The organism is Kitasatospora sp. NPDC101155 (assembly GCF_044768305.1).
In the GTDB taxonomy this organism is placed as follows: Bacteria; Actinomycetota; Actinomycetes; order Streptomycetales; family Streptomycetaceae; genus Kitasatospora.
The window spans coordinates 1-18,057 of sequence record NZ_JBIWPN010000041.1; the positions used below are offsets into that span (position 1 = coordinate 1).

Annotated in this window: 11 protein-coding genes and 2 CRISPR repeat arrays; of the genes, 10 read left to right on the plus strand and 1 reads right to left on the minus strand. The window is 72.4% G+C overall.

Going from position 1 to position 18,057, the window contains the following annotated elements:
- The first annotated feature begins 92 nt into the window (after positions 1-92).
- A CRISPR array of direct repeats spans positions 93-2,226; the repeat unit is 28 nt; unit sequence GGCTGACCCCCGCATGTGCGGGGAGGAG.
- Positions 2,227-4,094: 1,868 nt separating this feature from the next.
- From cas3 to ACIRYZ_RS36350, 10 genes are all read left to right on the plus strand, one after another.
- Positions 4,095-6,926: a CRISPR-associated helicase Cas3' gene (gene cas3, locus ACIRYZ_RS36305; protein WP_402952554.1), complete on the plus strand. Its 2,832-nt coding sequence runs from the start codon at positions 4,095-4,097 to the stop codon at positions 6,924-6,926.
- Positions 6,927-7,137: 211 nt separating this feature from the next.
- A complete protein-coding gene (gene casA, locus ACIRYZ_RS36310) occupies positions 7,138-8,730 on the plus strand; it encodes a type I-E CRISPR-associated protein Cse1/CasA (RefSeq protein ID WP_402952556.1) in 1,593 nt (530 codons plus the stop codon).
- Positions 8,727-9,503, plus strand: a complete 777-nt coding sequence (gene casB / locus ACIRYZ_RS36315) for a type I-E CRISPR-associated protein Cse2/CasB (protein ID WP_402952558.1) — start codon at positions 8,727-8,729, stop codon at positions 9,501-9,503. The genes casA and casB overlap by 4 nt, the downstream gene beginning before the upstream one ends.
- 51 nt (positions 9,504-9,554) lie before the next feature.
- Entirely contained in the window at positions 9,555-10,727 is a 1,173-nt protein-coding gene (cas7e, locus tag ACIRYZ_RS36320) for a type I-E CRISPR-associated protein Cas7/Cse4/CasC (RefSeq protein ID WP_402952560.1), read from the plus strand.
- Positions 10,724-11,551: a type I-E CRISPR-associated protein Cas5/CasD gene (gene cas5e, locus ACIRYZ_RS36325; RefSeq protein ID WP_402952562.1), complete on the plus strand. Its 828-nt coding sequence runs from the start codon at positions 10,724-10,726 to the stop codon at positions 11,549-11,551. Before cas7e ends, cas5e begins: the two co-directional genes overlap by 4 nt.
- Complete coding sequence (gene cas6e, locus ACIRYZ_RS36330; RefSeq protein ID WP_402952564.1) at positions 11,548-12,204, plus strand: type I-E CRISPR-associated protein Cas6/Cse3/CasE; 657 nt, start codon at positions 11,548-11,550, stop codon at positions 12,202-12,204. Before cas5e ends, cas6e begins: the two co-directional genes overlap by 4 nt.
- 62 nt (positions 12,205-12,266) lie before the next feature.
- Entirely contained in the window at positions 12,267-13,190 is a 924-nt protein-coding gene (cas1e, locus tag ACIRYZ_RS36335) for a type I-E CRISPR-associated endonuclease Cas1e (protein ID WP_402952566.1), read from the plus strand.
- Between the two features lie 28 nt (positions 13,191-13,218).
- Positions 13,219-13,539 carry a type I-E CRISPR-associated endoribonuclease Cas2e gene (gene cas2e, locus ACIRYZ_RS36340; protein ID WP_402952567.1) on the plus strand — a complete coding sequence of 107 codons (321 nt, stop codon included), beginning with the start codon at positions 13,219-13,221 and terminating at the stop codon, positions 13,537-13,539.
- 21 nt (positions 13,540-13,560) lie between these two features.
- Positions 13,561-15,052: direct repeats of the CRISPR family, unit length 29 nt; unit sequence GTCCTCCCCGCGCGAGCGGGGGTCAGCCG.
- A 39-nt stretch (positions 15,053-15,091) separates the two neighbouring features.
- Positions 15,092-15,721, plus strand: coding sequence for a hypothetical protein (locus ACIRYZ_RS36345; RefSeq protein WP_402952569.1), 630 nt, complete (start codon positions 15,092-15,094; stop codon positions 15,719-15,721).
- Positions 15,721-16,548, plus strand: coding sequence for a DciA family protein (locus ACIRYZ_RS36350; protein WP_402952570.1), 828 nt, complete (start codon positions 15,721-15,723; stop codon positions 16,546-16,548). The genes ACIRYZ_RS36345 and ACIRYZ_RS36350 overlap by 1 nt, the downstream gene beginning before the upstream one ends.
- A 130-nt stretch (positions 16,549-16,678) precedes the next feature.
- Here the strand turns inward: ACIRYZ_RS36350 and ACIRYZ_RS36355 are convergent, their stop codons facing one another.
- Positions 16,679-17,980 carry an ISAs1 family transposase gene (locus tag ACIRYZ_RS36355; RefSeq protein WP_402952620.1) on the minus strand — a complete coding sequence of 434 codons (1,302 nt, stop codon included), beginning with the start codon at positions 17,978-17,980 and terminating at the stop codon, positions 16,679-16,681.
- Positions 17,981-18,057 lie beyond the last annotated feature (77 nt).

Consider the following 18,057-nt stretch of genomic DNA (forward strand, 5'->3'; position numbering starts at 1 on the left):
CCCCACCGCCGCCGACAACGACTGAGCCAGCGAGAGCGCACGATGGCCGACGATTGAACCGTTGAGACCGGCCTCAAATTGGGCCGTTGCCGACACCGCAGGTGCGGGAGGAGATAAAGGGGCACCCCGACTACCAGGCCCACGCCAGCTGACCCCCGCAGGTGCGGGGAGGAGCTGGACGCGGCCGCGGCGCCGGTCGGGATGAGCGGCTGACCCCCGCAGGTGCGGGGAGGAGTCACCATGACAAGTAGGTTGACACTGAATCAGCGGCTGACCCCCGCGGGTGCGGGGAGGACGCTGTGGCGGTCACGGCTGGGCCCCGGAGGACCCCCGCGGGTGCAGGGAGGACCAGGGCGAAGGTTCCGGCCGCCTCGGCAAGGTTGGAGGACCCCCACAGGTGCGGGGAGGACCGCATGATGTCCGACGCCCAGTTCGCGTGGACCGGCTGACCCCCGCGGGTGCGGGGAGGACTCGAGCTGCTTGGCGGCCTCGTGCTCCGTGGCCGGCTGACCCCCGCGGGTGCGGGGAGGACTGGGAGTTGCGCATGCCGAGCTGCAGCATCTGCGGCTGACCCCCGCCTGCGCGGGGAGGACGCGCTAGTTGTGAAGTAACAGGCACGTCCGGCTGACCCCCGCCTGCGCGGGGAGGCCCCCGGACTCAACGGCACTCGCAACGGCCGTAAGCGGCTGACCCCCGCCTGCGCGGGGAGGACCCGTCGAGGTCGAAACCGCCCCGGCCTGCGGCTGACCCCCGCGGGCGCGGGGAGGACCTGGTGGGGGTCGCCACCCAGCTGCCGCTCGAGGGCTGACCCCCGCGGGCGCGGGGAGGACGTGTAGTAGCCGCCCGTCGTCGGCACGTTCAGCGGCTGACCCCCGCGGGTGCGGGGAGGACCTGCTCTACCGGGCGACCGACGTCCAGCTCGGCGGCTGACCCCCGCATGTGCGGAGAGGAGCACGGCTGGGCTGAGATCCAGCAGACGTTCAACGGCTGACCCCCGCCTGCGCGGGGAGGACTGCGGGTGCTCGATCCTCGCGCTGCCGGTGGCCGGCTGACCCCCGCCTGCGTGGGGAGGACTCCGGAGTGTGCGAGGCCTCCTCCAGCTGCTCCGGCTGACCCGCCTGCGCGGGGAGGACTCGAGCAGGGCGGCGCGGTCCGGCCACGCGGCCGGCTGACCCCCGCGGGTGCGGGGAGGAGGAACGCCTCGTGAAGTGGCGCAGGCACTACTGCGGCTGACCCCCGCTCGCGCGGGGAGGAGCGCCCCCACCGCCCCGCCAACTCGAGCATCGCCGGCTGACCCCCGTTCGCACGGGGAGGAGGTGGGCCCACCACCTGCGCACCTCCTCGGCCTCGGCTGACCCCCGCATGTGCGGGGAGGAGGTCAGCGACCGCGCCCGCGAACACTTCGACGCCGGCTGACCCCCGCATGTGCGGGGAGGAGCGCCCACCGGGGAGTCCCGCCAAGGCCCCCGCCGGCTGACCCCCGCATGTGCGGGGAGGAGGTAGGTCGAGGTTATGTCGACTGAATCTCCGCCGGCTGACCCCCGCATGTGCGGGGAGGAGCGCTGGCCGCGATAACACAGGAAACCTGACCTCGGCTGACCCCCGCATGTGCGGGGAGGAGGAGACCGACGGCATGTCCACCGGCGTGATCACCGGCTGACCCCCGCATGTGCGGGGAGGAGTTCGCCACGGCCGCGCCGAGCGCGAACGCCGACGGCTGACCCCCGCATGTGCGGGGAGGAGGACCCGGAGAAGGGCGGCGCGGGACTGATCCGCGGCTGACCCCCGCATGTGCGGGGAGGAGTGGGTGGCCGGCGACGTCGGCGCCGACCGCGACGGCTGACCCCCGCATGTGCGGGGAGGAGAGCAGCTTGGCGGCGATCGGCAGCCAGGACACGGGCTGACCCCCGCATGTGCGGGGAGGAGAAGGGCGCCAGCGACGACCAGCTCCGCCAGTTCGGCTGACCCCCGCATGTGCGGGGAGGAGCAGTTCGGCGAGCTCGCCGAGGTGGTGCAGGTGGGCTGACCCCCGCATGTGCGGGGAGGAGACCCGAGAGCGTTTCGCCCGCGCGCCAGAGGGCGGCTGACCCCCGCATGTACGGGGAGGAGCACAGGACGTTCCCCCGCACGCGGCCCCGCGGCGGCTGACCCCCGCATGTGCGGGGAGGAGTGACCCTCCAGCAGTCGATGATGAAGGGCCTGCGGCTGACCCCCGCATGTGCGGGGAGGAGCTGGTACTGGGCGGCGGTGCGCTTGGGCAGCAGGAGGCTTTCTGACCTGCGGCGCAGCAGCGGCTTTGCTGTTTCTTGACTGGTCCGCCGCCCGCACCCGCGGGCGGCTGAGTGAGGAACCGAGCGAACTCCGTCGGCTGACCCCCGCGGGTGCGGGGAGGACACCACCAAGACCGCCAAGAAGAGCGTCTCCCGCGGTGACCCCCGCGGGTGCGGGGAGGACTCGCGACGATACGAGGCCGCCGACCCGGCGGCCGGCTGACCCCCGCGGGTGCGGGGAGGACCCCGGTTGTCGGCCCGGCTCATGTGTCGCCTCCGGCTGACCGCCGCGGGTGCGGGGAGGAGGCGGCGGAGTTCACCGCGACCCGCAGCCTCTCCGGCTGACCCCCGCATGTGCGGGGAGGAGGGCGGGAGGGCGGTCCTGATGGGCATCCGTTCCGGCTGACCCCCGCATGTGCGGGGAGGAGTGGACCAGCAACGCGTAGATCTCGGCGCATCGCGGCTGACCCCCGCATGTGCGGGGAGGAGCGCCCCGATGCCCGCTTCCTCGGAGCCGGAGCCGGCTGACCCCCGCGGGTGCGGGGAGGACCGGCCGGGCTGGCTCTACCCGGGCGACTACGGCGGCTGACCCCCGCGGGTGCGGGGAAGACTCCTGGACAGTGACATCAACATGGACGGACGCCGGCTGACCCCCGCAGGTGCGGGGAGGACCGCATGTCGCGCGCCGCGTCCAGGCGGGAGGCCGGCTGACCCCCGGGTGCAGGGAGGACCACGAGAAGGCGCTCCTACTGGCGGTCAACAACGGCTGACCCCCGCGGGTGCGGGGAGGACCCGAGGCCCCGTTTCGGGCCCGGCCGCCTCTTCGGCTGACCCCCGCGGGTGCGGGGAGGAGGCCGCGATTCGCGCCGGCCGCTGAATCCCGGCTGACCCCCGCATGTGCCGGGAGGAGGGCTCAGGAGAGGGATGTCGGAGTTTCCATACTGGCTGACCCCCGCATGTGCGGGGAGGACCTGTGTTGGGTCCACCGCGCGCTGCATCGCATCGGCTGACCCCCGCGGGTGCGGGGAGGACTATCCGGCGATCGGGCCGTCGTCGTCACCCACCGGCTGACCCCGCGGGTGTGGGGAGGACGCGGAGAGGTTCACCGTGGGGCGGTTGTCCCGCGGCTGACCCCCGCGGGTGCGGGGAGGACTACTGCTCCTGGAGCTCCGTCAGCATCGGGAGCGGCTGACCCCCGCGGCTGCGGGGAGGACGAGCGGTTGTACTGGCGCCCCCTGATCGTGAGCGGCTGACCCCCCACGGGTGCGGGGAGGACGCCGACATCAACGGCGAACTCGAGGCTGGCGACGGCTGACCCCCCGCGGGCGCGGGGAGGACTTCGCGGACCCTGGGGAAGACCCTCACCGTTGCGGCTGACCCCCGCGGGTGCGGGGAGGACTCCGCCCGCCGCTTGTGCGTGAGCGTGTGCCGCGGCTGACCCCCGCGGGTACGGGGAGGACCTCATCTGTAGCGCCACGTCCGGGTAGGTGTCCGGCTGACCCCCGCAGGCGCGGGGAGGACCTTTCTGACCTGCGACGCAGGAGGGTCTTTGCGATTTCTTGACCGTGCTGCAGGGGGGATGTGATTGGCAGTTCATTGTTGTGGTGTCAAGGTGCGGTCCTCATCGTGTCACGGCGCAGGCCTCGTCGGACGGTCAAAACTGCAGATGGCTCTGCACCTGCGAGGAAGAGGCGGCGCAGTCTCCTCGGCGCCAGTGCGGCTGGCCCCCACCTGCCCGGGGAGGGGAGCCTGATTCTCCTGGCCAGAGGATTACGGCGACTGCTAGTGGGTTGATTGTCAGTGACGACTGATAGACCCTCAGTCATGATTGACAGCAGTCGTGGTGGAGTCGCGGGTTCGGTCGAGCCGGATGCCCGGTTGTGGGGTAAGCACGATGGTCTGCCGGGTGCGTATCCGGTGATCTGCCACCTCCTGGACACCGCCGCTGTGGCCGGTGCGTTGTGGGATGCGGTTCTGGGCGAGCGGGTCCGCGGGCGGGTTGCAGAGGCGGTCGGGAGTTCGGAGGAGGACGCCCGGCGGCTGGTGATGCTGTGGGCGGGGCTACACGATGTCGGGAAGATCACACCGCAGTTCCAGGGGCTAGTGAAGGGCGAGTTCGCGAAGCTGGCGGGGGAGCCCGGCTACGCGGAGGATGATGGGGCTGCGCGGCGTGCTGGGTTTCTGGCGCACGAGGCGGCGACGCACTGGGGCCTGGTGGAGTTCTTCCGGGAGTGCGGCTATCCGGCGGGCAGGCTGGTCAGGCGGTCGCCAGCGCATCAAATCGCCCAGCTGCTGGGTGGCCACCACGGGTGCTTCGCCGAATCGCTGCTGGCCAAGGAGGTCGCGAACCCCTCCGGCCACCAGCCCGGGCTGGGGACCGCGCCGGGGTGGCGGGGACAGCGGCTTGCCCACGCTTTCGCGGTCCGGCGGACGGTGGGGGCGGAAAAGGCCCTCGAGTCGGTTCTGCCGGGGCCGGTGGCGGTGGTGATCGCGGGGCTGGTCGTGGTGTCGGACTGGCTGGCCAGCCAGGCCGACGTCATTGAGCCCCGAATGCCCGGCGAGGACTGGAAAGCCTGCGACGCAGAGCTCACCGAGCACTTCCAGTCGGTCATCAAGGCGGCACCGAGGTGGGTGCGTGACGCCGGGCTCGGGCGCGCGCTCTTCCCGGACAAGCTGTTCTCTCAGCAGTTCCCGTTCCCCCCGAACGCACTGCAGGCCGACATCGCGGAGCACCTGCCCAGCCAGGTGAAGGGGCCCGGGCTGCTGCTGGTCACCGCCCCGACCGGAGACGGCAAGACCGAGACCGCCCTCCACGCGGCCTCGGTGATGGCGCGGGCCTCCGGCGCTTCCGGGGTCTACTTCGCGCTGCCGACGATGGCCACGGCGGACGCCATGTTCACCAGGGTCCGCGGGTTCGCGGAGGCAAACATCGAGGGCGACCGAGCGCTCACCCTCCTGCACAGCATGGCCTGGCTGAGCCCGGACTACGCCGCTGGCCAGGGCTCGACGGACGGGACCGCCGTGCTCGCGGACACCGAGGCCGGCCAGTGGCTGCGCACCGGGCGGCGGGGTCTGCTCGCGCCGCTCGCCAACGGCACGATCGACCAGGCGCTCACCGGAGTGCTCCCGGTCCGCTACGGATTCCTGAGGCTGTTCGGCCTCTCGGACAAGGTGCTGGTGGTGGACGAGGCACACGCCTACGGCCCGTGGATGCACAGCCTGCTGGTGCGGCTGCTGGAGTGGCTCGGGGCATTCGGCGCCCCGGTCGTGCTGCTGTCGGCGACCCTGACCGGCAAGGCGGCCTCGTCGCTCGTCGACGCCTACCGGCGCGGCGCCGGATACCACGAGCCCACAACCGTGGAGCCCTGCTACCCGGGCTGGCTCTTCGTGGACGCCAACAGTGGAACGGTGTCCGAGCCGCACAAGGTCGGCAGCAGCCGGGCCCGCACCCTGCGGATGGAGAGCCGCCGGGTGCACTGGGACGTCCGGGACGCGGACAGTGCCGCGAAGGAGCCCGGACAGCAGGGACGCCGTGCGGCGCTTCGCGAGATCCTGGCCCCGGCCACCACCGAGGGCGGCTGCGTCCTCGTCTGCTGCACCACCGTGGACGAGGCCCAGCGCACCTACCGCTATCTGCGGTCCGTCCTGCCCGAACTCGCTGCCCGGGACGGCGGCCTGCGGCTGCTCCACTCCCGCTTCCCCGCCCACGAACGGCAGCGCATCACCGCCGAGTGCGAAGCCGCCTACGGGAAGCCCGCGAACAAGGCGGCAGCGGCCGTACCACGCGAGGGCTCGATCCTGGTGGCCACCCAGATCGTCGAGCAGTCTCTCGACCTGGACTTCGACCTGATCGTCTCGGACCTCGCCCCGCTCGCGCAGCTCCTCCAGCGCGCGGGCCGCGGCAAGCGCCACGAGCGCCCCAACCGACCGGCGTGGACCGGAAAGCCCAATGAGCCGCGCATGATCGTGCTGGAGCCGCTCGACGACAAGGGCCGCGTGGCCGCACCCCGTACCTGGGGCACCGTCTACGACGCTTCCCTGCTGAGCCGCACGAGCCTGCTGCTCGAGAAGCTGCCTGGCGGCGTGATCGGTGTTCCGGGGGATGTCCAGTCGCTGATTGACGAGGTCTACGCGGACGATTTCGGGGCGGGCCTGGAGCCAGCCGCCGCGCGGGAGCTCGAGCGGGTGGACGCCGAGCGGATCGCCTCGGCCGTCGCGCAGGAACAGGTGGCGCAGCTGATGGCGATCGACGCGCCGTACGACGTCGTCGACGACCTGTTCCGGCTGAGCGAGCGAGGCCTGGGCATTTCGGAGGACCTGCTGACCACCCGTCTCGGGGCCGACAGCGGACGGGCCGTGTGCCTGTTCGAGCGCGAGGCCGGGACGTGGAGCCTGGCCCCCGATCACGACGTGCCGCTGCCCCCGGGCACCGTGGACCGGGAGGCCGTCGCACTGATCATGCGGCACACGGTGCCGTTGCCCGGCAGCTGGCTGGGCGGTCGCACCGACGAGAACGCCCCGCCGCAGTCCTGGAGTAAGCGGCCGCTGCTGGCTGGCCTGGTGCTGGTGCGCATGCGGCGTGACGGCGAGCGCTGGATAGGCCGGCTGGGCGAGCGGGAAATCGAGTACTCGGACGTGGGAATTTCCGCGAACTAGCCTCGTAAGCACCGCACTTGGCACTACGTTGATCGTGCTGGTCCCGGACGGGATGCCCGTCCGAGACCAGTGTGACCCCCGCCTGCGCGGGGACCGTTTCAGCGATGCGGCGGCTTCGTAAGCACCGCACGGCTCACCCCCGCTAGGCGCGGGGACCGCGCAGAGCCTACCCACCCTTGTGATCATCCGTACCTGCCTCGCCGGAGGCCGCATGTCATCCGCACCACCCACTTTCAACCTCGTCGACGAACCGTGGATCCCCGTCCGGTGGCTCCCCCGCGACGAGGGGGAGAATCATCCAGAGCACGGCACGGCCCTGCCGGTCGAGGTCGGGCTGCGTGAGCTCCTGCTGCACGCGCACCGGATCGAACGCATCGCGATCGGCACCGCGCCGGCTCTGTCCGCGCTGTATCGGATCCTGTACGCGCTGACCGCCCGCATGACGGGACTCGACGAGGCCGGGCCTGGGGTCTGGTCGGAACGCCGCCTCGATGTCGCGGACCGCTTGCGCTTCGACCCGACGACGGTCGCGGAGTTCACCGGACGCCTCCGCGAGCGCTTCGACTTGTTCGACCCCGTGCGCCCGTTCCTCCAGGACCCGCGCCTGGCCGGGCAGTGCGACCCGGCGAACACCGCCGGCGTCGACAAGCTCATCACCACCCGCCCCTCGGGCAACAACCACTCCTGGTTCCAGCACGTCAACAGCGCGGCTCCCGACCTGCCCACCCCGGCCGAGGCAGTCCTGCACTTGCTCGTCTGGCACTACTACGGCCCCTCCGGCCGGTGCTCCAGCCGCACCGTAGGAAGCGTCAAGGCCGCCAACAGCACGGCGGGCCCGCTGCGCAGCACGCTGTCGTACCACCCCGAGGGCGCGTCGCTGTTCGAGTCCCTGTTGGCCGGGCTTCCCGAGCCCGGCCGCGATGTGAGGCGCGGCAGTGACCTGTGTCCGTGGGAGCGTGAGGAGTTGCCCGATCCCGTTGCCGCGCCGCCGGCGCTCAAGGGTCCGTGTTCGGGGCTGACGGCCCGGTCCCAGCACGCGCTGCTGCTGGTGCCTGACGACACGGGCGGGCTGGTCCGGGACGCGTTCATCACGTGGGCCTTCCGCGACAAGATCCCGCGCGAGGGTGATCCCTACCTGATCTGGCAGACCAGCAAGGAAGGCAATGCGTATCCGCGGCCGGCCGATTCGCAGCGGGCCTTGTGGCGGGACCTGGATGCCCTGCTCCTGCAGGAACCGGCCGGCAGTGCGAAACCGCGGCGGCCCGCCGTGTTCTCGACCGCTTGGGAGGTCTCGGAGGAGCTGAGGGTGCGTGCGCTCGGCTTCGAACAGGATGGGCAGGCCAAGGACGTGCAGTTCGTGGACGCCTCGACGCCGCCCGTGCTCGGGTTCGTCGAGCGTGGCGGGGGAGCGGCGATCGCGATCGAGATCGGGCGGCTGCGTGTGCTGGGCGAGCGGTACGGCAACCGTCTCAACCGGGCGGTTAAGAAGGCCTGGGCCGGTTTCACTGACGCTCCCAAGATCCGCGACTGTACGTGGGCCGTCGACGCCGCGGCCCGCTACTGGCCGGCCGCCGAGGCCGAGTTCTGGAAGCGCCTCGATGATCGCGACTTCGACGCGGCGCCCGGGGCCTTCCGCGTCCTTGCCGAGCGGGCCTACGACACCGTCACCTACAGCGCGCTGGGAACCATGCGCGGGGCCAAGGCCGTCACGGCCGCGCGCATCGAGCTGTACGGCGGGCCCGCGAAGCAGCCCGCCAAGACCGGCGGGCCCAGCACCCGCACCACGAGCACGGAGGACACGTGAGCCACACTGCCGCCATCCCGGGGCCCGCCAAACCCGCCGACGACGAGGTCCCCCGCCCGAATGCCTCCGACGTGGTCCCCACGCTGGGACGGGCACGCGCCTTCACCACCAGGATCGACATGCGCAGCCATGAGGACGCCGGGGTGCGCGCGGCCCTGCGCCGCGGGGTGGGTAAGGACCTGGACGCCGTGCCGTTCATGCACCGCTTCGTCGCCTCCTGGCTCACCGACGAGCAGACGCGCAACCGCGACGTCCAGCGCGCTTACTACACCGTCGCGTCCCTGATCGCCGCGCAGCGCCGTGACCAGTACGCCGCGGCGAAGAACCAGGCGCAGACGAAGGACGATCCGGCAGGCGGGCCGGACCAGGACGCACCGGGCCCGCAGAACGACCCCGGCTCCGCCGCCAAGCGGAATCCTCCGCGCAGCCTGGGCCATGCGTTCGCCGACGGCGTCCTCAAAGGCGGCCAGGGAAGCGGCCTGCGAGAGACCTCCGCCGAGACCCGTCTCAACCTGCTGACCCGTCAGAGCGTCGACGGGCTGCACCGTCACCTGCCGGGCGCCGTCCGCCAGCTGCGCGAGCGGGACGTCGAGGTCGACTGGGCCCGGCTCCTCGTCGACCTCTGCCAGTGGCGGCGCCGCTCTGCAACCATCAAGCGGATCTGGCTCCAGGACTACCACCGGACCTTGCAGAAGGACGGCGAACGCCGGGCCCGCGCCCAGGACGACCACCACAGCGACGACGCCGGCGACACCGAGAACACCGACGCCTGACCACGGCTGGCCCGCACGACCACCCGTACACCCGCCTCGAAGGAGAAGAGCATGCCCGTCCCCGACCGCACCACCGCCCGCTTCCTCGACATCCACGTCGTCCAGAGCGTCCCGTTCGCCAACCTCAACCGGGACGACAACAACTCCGTCAAGACCGTCCGCTACGGCGACACCGAACGCACCCGCGTCAGCAGCCAGTCCTGGAAGCGCGCCGTCCGCGAGTACTACCAGGACAACTTCGGCGAGCAGGCCCTTCGCACCCGCCGCATCGGCGCCCGTGTCACCCGGCTCCTGCAGGACGAACACGACTGGCCCGCCGAACTCGCCCAGCGCGCCGGCCAGCACATCGCCGCCGGCAGCTCCATCAAATTCGAGACCGCCAAGGACTCGCCCGTCATCACCACCAACGCCATGGTCTACGTCCCCGAAACCGCCGTCGCCGAACTCGCCGCCCTCGCCGCGGCCCACCGCACCGACCTCGAGAACGCCAAGGACATCAAGAAGACCACCGACAAGAGCGTCCTGCCCAAGGACGCCATCGACGCCATCCTGCGCTCGCGCAACGGCATCATCAATCTCTTCGGCCGCATGCTCGCCGAAGTCGACGACGCCGGCGTCGACGGCGCCGTCCAGGTCGCCCACGCCCTCACCACCCACCCCACCGACGTCGAACTCGACTACTTCTCCGCCGTCGACGACGTCACCTCCGCCTGGGGCGACACCACCGGCAGCGCCCACATGGGCCACGCCGAGTTCAGCGCCGGTGTCTTCTACCGCTACGCCACCGTCGACCTCGCCGACCTCGCGCACAACCTCGGCGGCGACCACGCCGCCGCCCGCGAACTCGCCGCCGGCTTCGCCGAGGCCTTCATCCTCTCCCTCCCGCGCGCCAAGAAGACCGCCACCGCCCCCCACACCATCCCCGACCTCGCCCACATCGCCGTGCGCAGCGACCGCCCCCTGTCCTACGCCGCCGCCTTCGAACAGCCCGTCCTCTCCCGCGACAACGGGGGCTACGCGGCGGCCTCCCGCACCGCGCTCGCCCGCTACGCCACCGCCGCGAACAAGCTCCTCGCAGGGCGCGGTACCCTCGCCGCCGGGTGGGCCAGCCTCGAGGAGAAGGACCTCCCCGGCCTCGGCACCCGGGTCGACTCCTTCCCCGACCTCATCGACACCGCCATCGAGGCCGCCTTCGCCCCCGCCCCGGTCAAGGCCGGCGCATGAGCCCCGACGCCACCGCTGCACGGGGGCTGCTCCTGCGCCTGGCCGCGCCGCTGCAGTCCTGGGGCGAGATCAGCGAGTTCAACGAACGCGACACCGCACCGTTTCCCACCCGCTCCGGCGTCATCGGACTGCTGGCAGCCGCCCTCGGCCGCAAGCGCGGCGACGACATCAGCGACCTCACCGCCCTCTCACTGACCGTCCGCGCGGACCGGCCGGGCACCATCCTGCGCGACCTGCACACCGTCGGCGGCGGCCTGCCCGCCTCCCGCACCGTGACCACCGCGGAAGGCAAGAAGCGCTCCGGCGCCACCGCCACCCTGCTCTCCCACCGCTACTACCTCACCGACGCGGCCTTCACCGCGGTCATCACCGCCGAATCCGGTCTCCTCGACGAGTGGGCCCAAGCGCTGCAGAACCCGTACTGGCCCCCCTACCTCGGCAGGCGCTCCTGCCCGCCCGAGGGCCCACTGCTCCTCGGCCTGGTCGACGACCCCCTGCACCACCTCGTCAACCTGCCCATCGCCCGCCGCACACCCACCGACGACACCACCGTCGACCTCGTGTTCCACGGCGACCAGCCACTCGACCGGCTCGGCGAACACCCCCAGCCCGGTGAGAGCAGCGGACACACCCCCGCAGGTGAGGTGACCGACGATCCCCTCACCTTCCACCCCCGCCGCCGCGCCTACCGCTCCCGCCCCCGCTACCAGCGCACCCTCACCCTGCCCGCCGACCACTGCAAAGGCCTCGGCGCCAACTACCTCACCGCGCTCGCCGACTATCTCGGCCGGCATACGACCCGCCCCGAAAGCATCCCCGCATGAACCTGTGGCTGACCCGGATCATCCCCGACCCCCGCAGCCGCGACGCCCGCCGCGACACCGCCGGAGCCGTCGACCTGCATCACCGGATGATGTCGCTCTTCCCCGACAACCTCCCCGACCCCGAACCGCGCCGCCGGCTCGGCATCCTCTTCCGCAGCGAAGCCACGCCCGCAGGCCACCAGATCCTCCTCCAGAGCACCCAGCCACCCGACCTCAGCCGCCTCCCTTCCGGCTACGGCCAGGCCGCTACCAAAACCCTCACGCCCCTGCTGGACGCCCTCCGCCCCGGCCTCCACATCCGCTACCGCATCGCCGCCAACCCCATCCGCAAACCCGGCCGCACCACCCGCGAGCTCTACCAGCTCAAAACCATCGTGCCCCTCCAAGGCACAGCCGCCGACGACTGGTGGGCCCGGCAGGCCGAAACCAGCGGCCTGCGCCTGGGCACCCTTCACTCCAGTCCCCTGGACGCCGCCAGAGGAGCCCGGCGCAGCGACCGCAGCCAGGTCCAGCACCACAGGATCCTCTTCGAAGGCACCGCCGTCATCGCCGACGCCGACCGCCTGCGCACCCGCCTCACCGACGGCATCGGCAAGGGCAAGGCCTACGGCTGCGGCCTCCTCAGCATCGCCCCCCACCGGGAACCCGCGTGACCACCCGACGCCGTCCCGCCCGGGGAGCCGCCCGCCGGAACCTGGCGGCTCCCACCGTCGCCATGCTCCCGCGCATCGCCGACTCCCTCTCCTTCCTCTATCTCGACATCGTCCGCGTCGTCCAGGACGACACCGGCGTCTGCGCCGAAATCACCAGCGTCGACCGCGGAACCGAAACCGTCTACCTGCCTACCGCCGCCCTTGGCTGTGTCCTCCTCGGCCCCGGCACCTCCATCACCGCCAGAGCCCTCGCCACCCTCGCCCGCCACGGCACCACCGTCGTCATCGCCGGAGCCGGCGGCGTCCGGTGCTACGCCGCTGTCCTCCCTGACTCCCTCACCACGGTCTGGCTGGAACGCCAAGTCCGGGTGTGGGCCGATGACACCAGCCGCCTGGCCGTCGCCACCGCCATGTATGAGCAGCGATTCGGCCGCGGCACCGCTCCCGCGGGCAGCAACTTCGCCCAGCTCCGCGGCTTTGAAGGCGACCGGGTCAAGGCCCTCTACCGTCTACTCGCCCAGCAGCACCGCATCGGTCGCTTCCGCCGCAACTACGACCCCAAGTCCTGGGACACCCAGGACCCCGTCAACCTTGCTCTTTCCTCCGCGAACACGTGCCTTTACGGCATCGTCCACGCCGCCATCCTCGCGCTCGGCTGCTCCCCTGCGCTCGGGTTCATCCACAGCGGCAACCAGCAGGCCTTCGTCTACGACATCGCCGATCTTTACAAGGCCGAACTCACCATCCCGCTGGCCTTCTCTCTCCACTCGTCGCCGTATCCGGAAGCCGACGCCCGGCGCGGCTTTCGCGAGGGCCTGCAGCTGTTCCGGCTCCTACCGCGCATCGTCGCCGACATCCAGCGCTTGCTCGCACCAGAACAGCAGATGGCCACGCCTGACCCCGAGGAACAGCTCGTGGACCTCTGGGACCCCGTCTCAGGAGTGCTGCCCGGCGGCGTGAACTACTCGACGGAGCAGGCCCTATGACCGCCTCCCTGCAGCCTGCTGGACAGTCATGACAACAATGACCGTCCTGTCCGCAACCGCTGTCCCTGATCACGTCCGAGGAGCCCTGACCCGCTGGCTCCTCGAGGTCACCCCTCAGCTGTACGTCGGCACCATCTCCGCGAAGGTCCGCGACGAACTCTGGCACGCCGTTAGTGAATGCATCGGTAACGGAGTGGCTGTACTGGTCCACCCGGCATCCAACGAGCAAGGCTTCGTGCTTCGCACAGCGGGTGAGCAGCGACGAAAGCCCGTGGACTTCGACGGGCTCACACTGGTGGCGATGACCCGCCGGCATCACCACCAAGGTCAAGAAATCGCAAACCCCTAGAAACATTGCAGGTCGGAAAGGGTCCTCCCCGCGCGAGCGGGGGTCAGCCGGCGAACGGCCACCACCCGCGCCTCCTGCCCTCGTCCTCCCCGCGCGAGCGGGGGTCAGCCGCTCGCCGACTCACCGGGGCCCCGGTTGTGGACGTCCTCCCCGCGCGAGCGGGGGTCAGCCGGAGATGTACACCCACTTCACAGACCCTCGGCGGTCCTCCCCGCGCGAGCGGGGGTCAGCCGTCACCGAGCCCGTGAGGCCGAGGGCCTCGCGCGTCCTCCCCGCGCGAGCGGGGGTCAGCCCCGAGATCGAGTCCCTCGCCCGCAAGGCACGCCGTCCTCCCCGCGCGAGCGGGGGTCAGCCGCCGAGGACGCCTGTATCACCCTCACCATCCCCGTCCTCCCCGCGCGAGCGGGGGTCAGCCGCGAGCTCGTGTCCGCTGGGTCGACGACGAACCGTCCTCCCCGCGCGAGCGGGGGTCAGCCGTCGTGGCGGGCGACGCGCGCCAACCGCCGCCTGTCCTCCCCGCGCGAGCGGGGGTCAGCCGCCGAGACCGGCGATGGCGGCCAGGCCGTGCTGGTCCTCCCCGCGCGAGCGGGGGTCAGCCGGCCGCCGCGCGCCGCACGGCCGAGGCGAAACTGTCCTCCCCGCGCGAGCGGGGGTCAGCCGACGGCGCGCAGCGGGCCGGGCGGAACGGGGGAGTCCTCCCCGCGCGAGCGGGGGTCAGCCGGGGAACTGGATTTCCTCGACCGGCCCGTTCGCGTCCTCCCCGCGCGAGCGGGGGTCAGCCGCCGCGCAGAGCGTCGACCCCGAGGCGGCCGAGGTCCTCCCCGCGCGAGCGGGGGTCAGCCGCTCACCAGCCGGTCGGAGAGGGCTTCACGGAAGTCCTCCCCGCGCGAGCGGGGGTCAGCCGGTCCTGACGGACGCCATGCGGGCGATGGACGCGTCCTCCCCGCGCGAGCGGGGGTCAGCCGCCGTGACGGGTGCAGCCGGAGCGGCGCCGGGCGTCCTCCCCGCGCGAGCGGGGGTCAGCCGGAGTCGTCAAAGGCCCAGACCGTGGTGGTCCGTCCTCCCCGCGCGAGCGGGGGTCAGCCGTCGGCCCAGCCGTCGTCTGCCGGAATCCGTATGTCCTCCCCGCGCGAGCGGGGGTCAGCCGATTTACCGGCAGGAGGTTCCCGTCTCGGTGCTGTCCTCCCCGCGCGAGCGGGGGTCAGCCGGCGGCCGAGGCGGAGCTGCTGGGCACGGTGCTGTCCTCCCCGCGCGAGCGGGGGTCAGCCGTACCTTGATTTGCAACGTAGTTGGGCGAATGCGTCCTCCCCGCGCGAGCGGGGGTCAGCCGGCCGCCGTCGACCAGGCCGAGAAGGAGAAGGCGTCCTCCCCGCGCGAGCGGGGGTCAGCCGGCGGCCTCCTCGTCGGCGGCGTGGGCGAGCAGGTCCTCCCCGCGCGAGCGGGGGTCAGCCGGCCACCACGGCCAGCACGATGTGCCGGGCGGTGTCCTCCCCGCGCGAGCGGGGGTCAGCCGGCGATCACGGATGCCCACCGGCCTGCCGCAGCGCCGCGAGTGCGCCCACCTGGCCTCCTGGACACCGGCTCCGACTGCACGACGTGCGAGCAGCGCCTTGTCGACCGCCGTTCCACCCGCTGGGCCCTGGTCCGCGAGGCGGTCTCCGCGCTGCCGGACGGCGCCACCGCCGAGCAGCACCGCACGGCGATCGATGCGCGGCTGCACCGGCACGCGATGCTGCGCGCCGAGCAGCAGGTGGCGGGCCGCAAACGGGCCGAGCAGCGGCGGGCGGAGGCCGAGGCCCGGCGTGCCGACGAGCTGCGCGCCGAGATGCTCCGCAACCGGCCCGCCGGCGCCGACCTGTCCGGCATCCGGGCCTCCGACCTGCTCACCGTCCAGAACGCCGCCGCTGAGTACCGGGCCAGCGCCCTCGTGCTGCTGGCCCGCTCACCGGAGGCCGACGCTGAGGCCGAGCTGGCCCACGCGGCCGCGATGCGTTCCGCTCACCGTCACCCCACTCGCGGCTCGGCCCTGGCCGCTGCCGATCGGGCTGCCGAGAAGGCCCGCACCAACACCGCCCGCCACCTGCTCGTCCGCCGCCTGGGGGCCGTTGAGGCCCTGCGCACCCGCGCTGACCAGATCCGCGCGGCCGCCGCCGAGCAGGCCCGTGAGGCGGTGAACGCCTGATGCCGCAGCCCCAGACCAGCGGTGCCGACCTGGCCCGCACTGCCCTGCGCGCCGCCCGCCAGGCCTCCCGCACCAGCGGCAATGCTCCCGTCCAGCGCACCACCCGGCAGACCACGGCCGCGCCGCGGCGTGGCCCGCGCGAACCCGAGCCGATTGCGGACGTGTTCCTCGCCCTGGTCGCCGCCCACGGCTGGACCCTCGGCACCGCCGGCGGAGGCCTGCGCGACCGCTGGCCGACGATCGTCGGCCCCGACGCCGCCGCCCACTGGCACCTCGCCGGCTACGACCCCACCATCCGCCGCCTGCGCGTGGTCGCCGACTCCCCGGCCTGGGCCGCCCAGCTGCGCCTCCACCACCGCCGCATCCTCACAGACCTCGAGCAGCTGCGCCCCGGCACCGTCCGGGCCATCGACGTCCGCGTCGGCCCCGCCCCCGTGGTGCAGCACGACCAGGACCCCGACGACCGGCCCACCCGCCGTGACGACCGGCCCACCGCCCAGCCGGCCCGGCCGCCGTTGGCCGACAACACCGCCTACCAGGACCTGCGCCGCCGGATGCGCGAGGACGCCGCCGCCCGCCAGGCCGCGCTCGACGAGACCGCCGCCGAACGGGAAGCGATCCTGCGCCAGCACTACAACCGGCTGCGCGAGCCCGAGGACGCCCACCACCGCGCGATCGAGGACACCCCGGCCCCCGACGCCGACCACCACGCCCGCCAGCAGCGCGAACGCCACCGCGCCGCCCTCGCCGTCGCCCGCGCCACCCGGGCCGGGGCGATCCCACTGCGCACCGCCCGCCCAATCCCGCCGTTGACCGGAGCGGCGTAAGCCGCAACCGGCTTCGCTCATTTGGGGAAAGCCGGGACAACCGCGCGGCGGTGCGACAGGGTGGCCGCGACAACCGTCTGTCGGCCCCGCTCGGCAGGGCCCCGGAGTGTGCTGCAGATGTCCGGTTTGATCACGTGATGCCGTGGAGTCGGAGGATGGCGGCGGGGTCGGTGTGGGCGCGTCTGGCACCGGCGGCGTTGGCCCAGCCGATCGCGCGCAGGGTGCTGCGGACGATGTCGCCGAGGCCGGCCATGATGGCCGGGGCGTTGCGGGTGCGGATGGTGCGTGCGTCCTCGCCGAACACGACGTCTCGGATCCAGTGGACGCTGTTCTCGATTGTCCAGTGGTCGCGGGCCCAGGCGGCGATCTCCTCGGCGCTGGCCTGCTCGGTGGGCAGGTCGGTGACCGCGTAGACGATCTCTTCGCTCCATTTCTTCGTGCCGAGTGGGCGGCGTCGTCGGCGGATGCGGACGACCTGGCGCGCGTGGGGAAAGAGGAGGTTGTTGACGGAGGCGACCTGGACTTCGCGGATTTCCTCGCGGCCGTGGCCGCGTTCGCGGGTGCGGTGCAGGACCGGGATCTGCTTCCAGGGAAGGGACTTGAGCTGCTGGGCCAGGTGTTTCTGGTTGCCCTTGACGGACAGCAGGTAGTGGGCGCCGCGCTCCTCGACCAGGCAGCGGGCGTGCTCGCGCTGGGCGTGCAGGGCGTCCAGGGTGACCACCGCGTCCTTCAGCTCCTCGTCGGGGATGTCCTCCATCAGAGGCTGGAACTCGGGGATCTCGTTGGTCTTGGCGCCCACCTCGCGGGCGGCCGCGGTCAGCGCGTCGTGGTGGCGGACCGCGGAGAACACGTAGATCTGGGTGCCGTCCGGGCGCTTCGCCCCGCGCAGGCACTTCCCGTCCGCCGCGAACGCGACCCGACCTCGGGGCCTGGCGTCCCGTTCGGCCGCACGGTGGTGGGCCCGGCGCTGCTCGCGCTCGGGAAGTCCGTGCGGGGTGAGTCCGCTGGGGGCGGCCGACGCGTGCTGACGCGCCAAGGCGGCCAAGCGCTCGAAGCCGGCTCGTGTCAGCTCGCTCGCGTCGACTCTGCCGTATGCGTCGCGCAGGGTCTTCTCGTCGGGGCAGCGCATCCGCCCGGCCATCGGGTCGTACGGGCAGCCGAGTGCGGCGAGGGTCCGCTGGTCACAGCGGCGCGCCCACTCACCGATCGACACAAGGGAGTTGTGGCCCGCCGCTGTCATCGCGCAGACCCCGATCGCCAGCAGAGTGGCCAACCGGTAGCGCACCCCGCGCGGGTCACGCGGATCCGGAACCCGGTCCAGCGCGCGCAGGAGCCCCTCGGGCTCCACGGGATCCGGGGCGGTCGGCCCCGCGGCGAGGGAGGGCGCGTACGACGGCGCCCCGGTCATGGGAGAAGATGGAGCGACGAGCACGGCACCCTTGCAGATCTTGAGCGTAGAGAACTCCATGATCCACAAGGGGCCGTGTTCGCTTCACGCCGGGGCGCCTC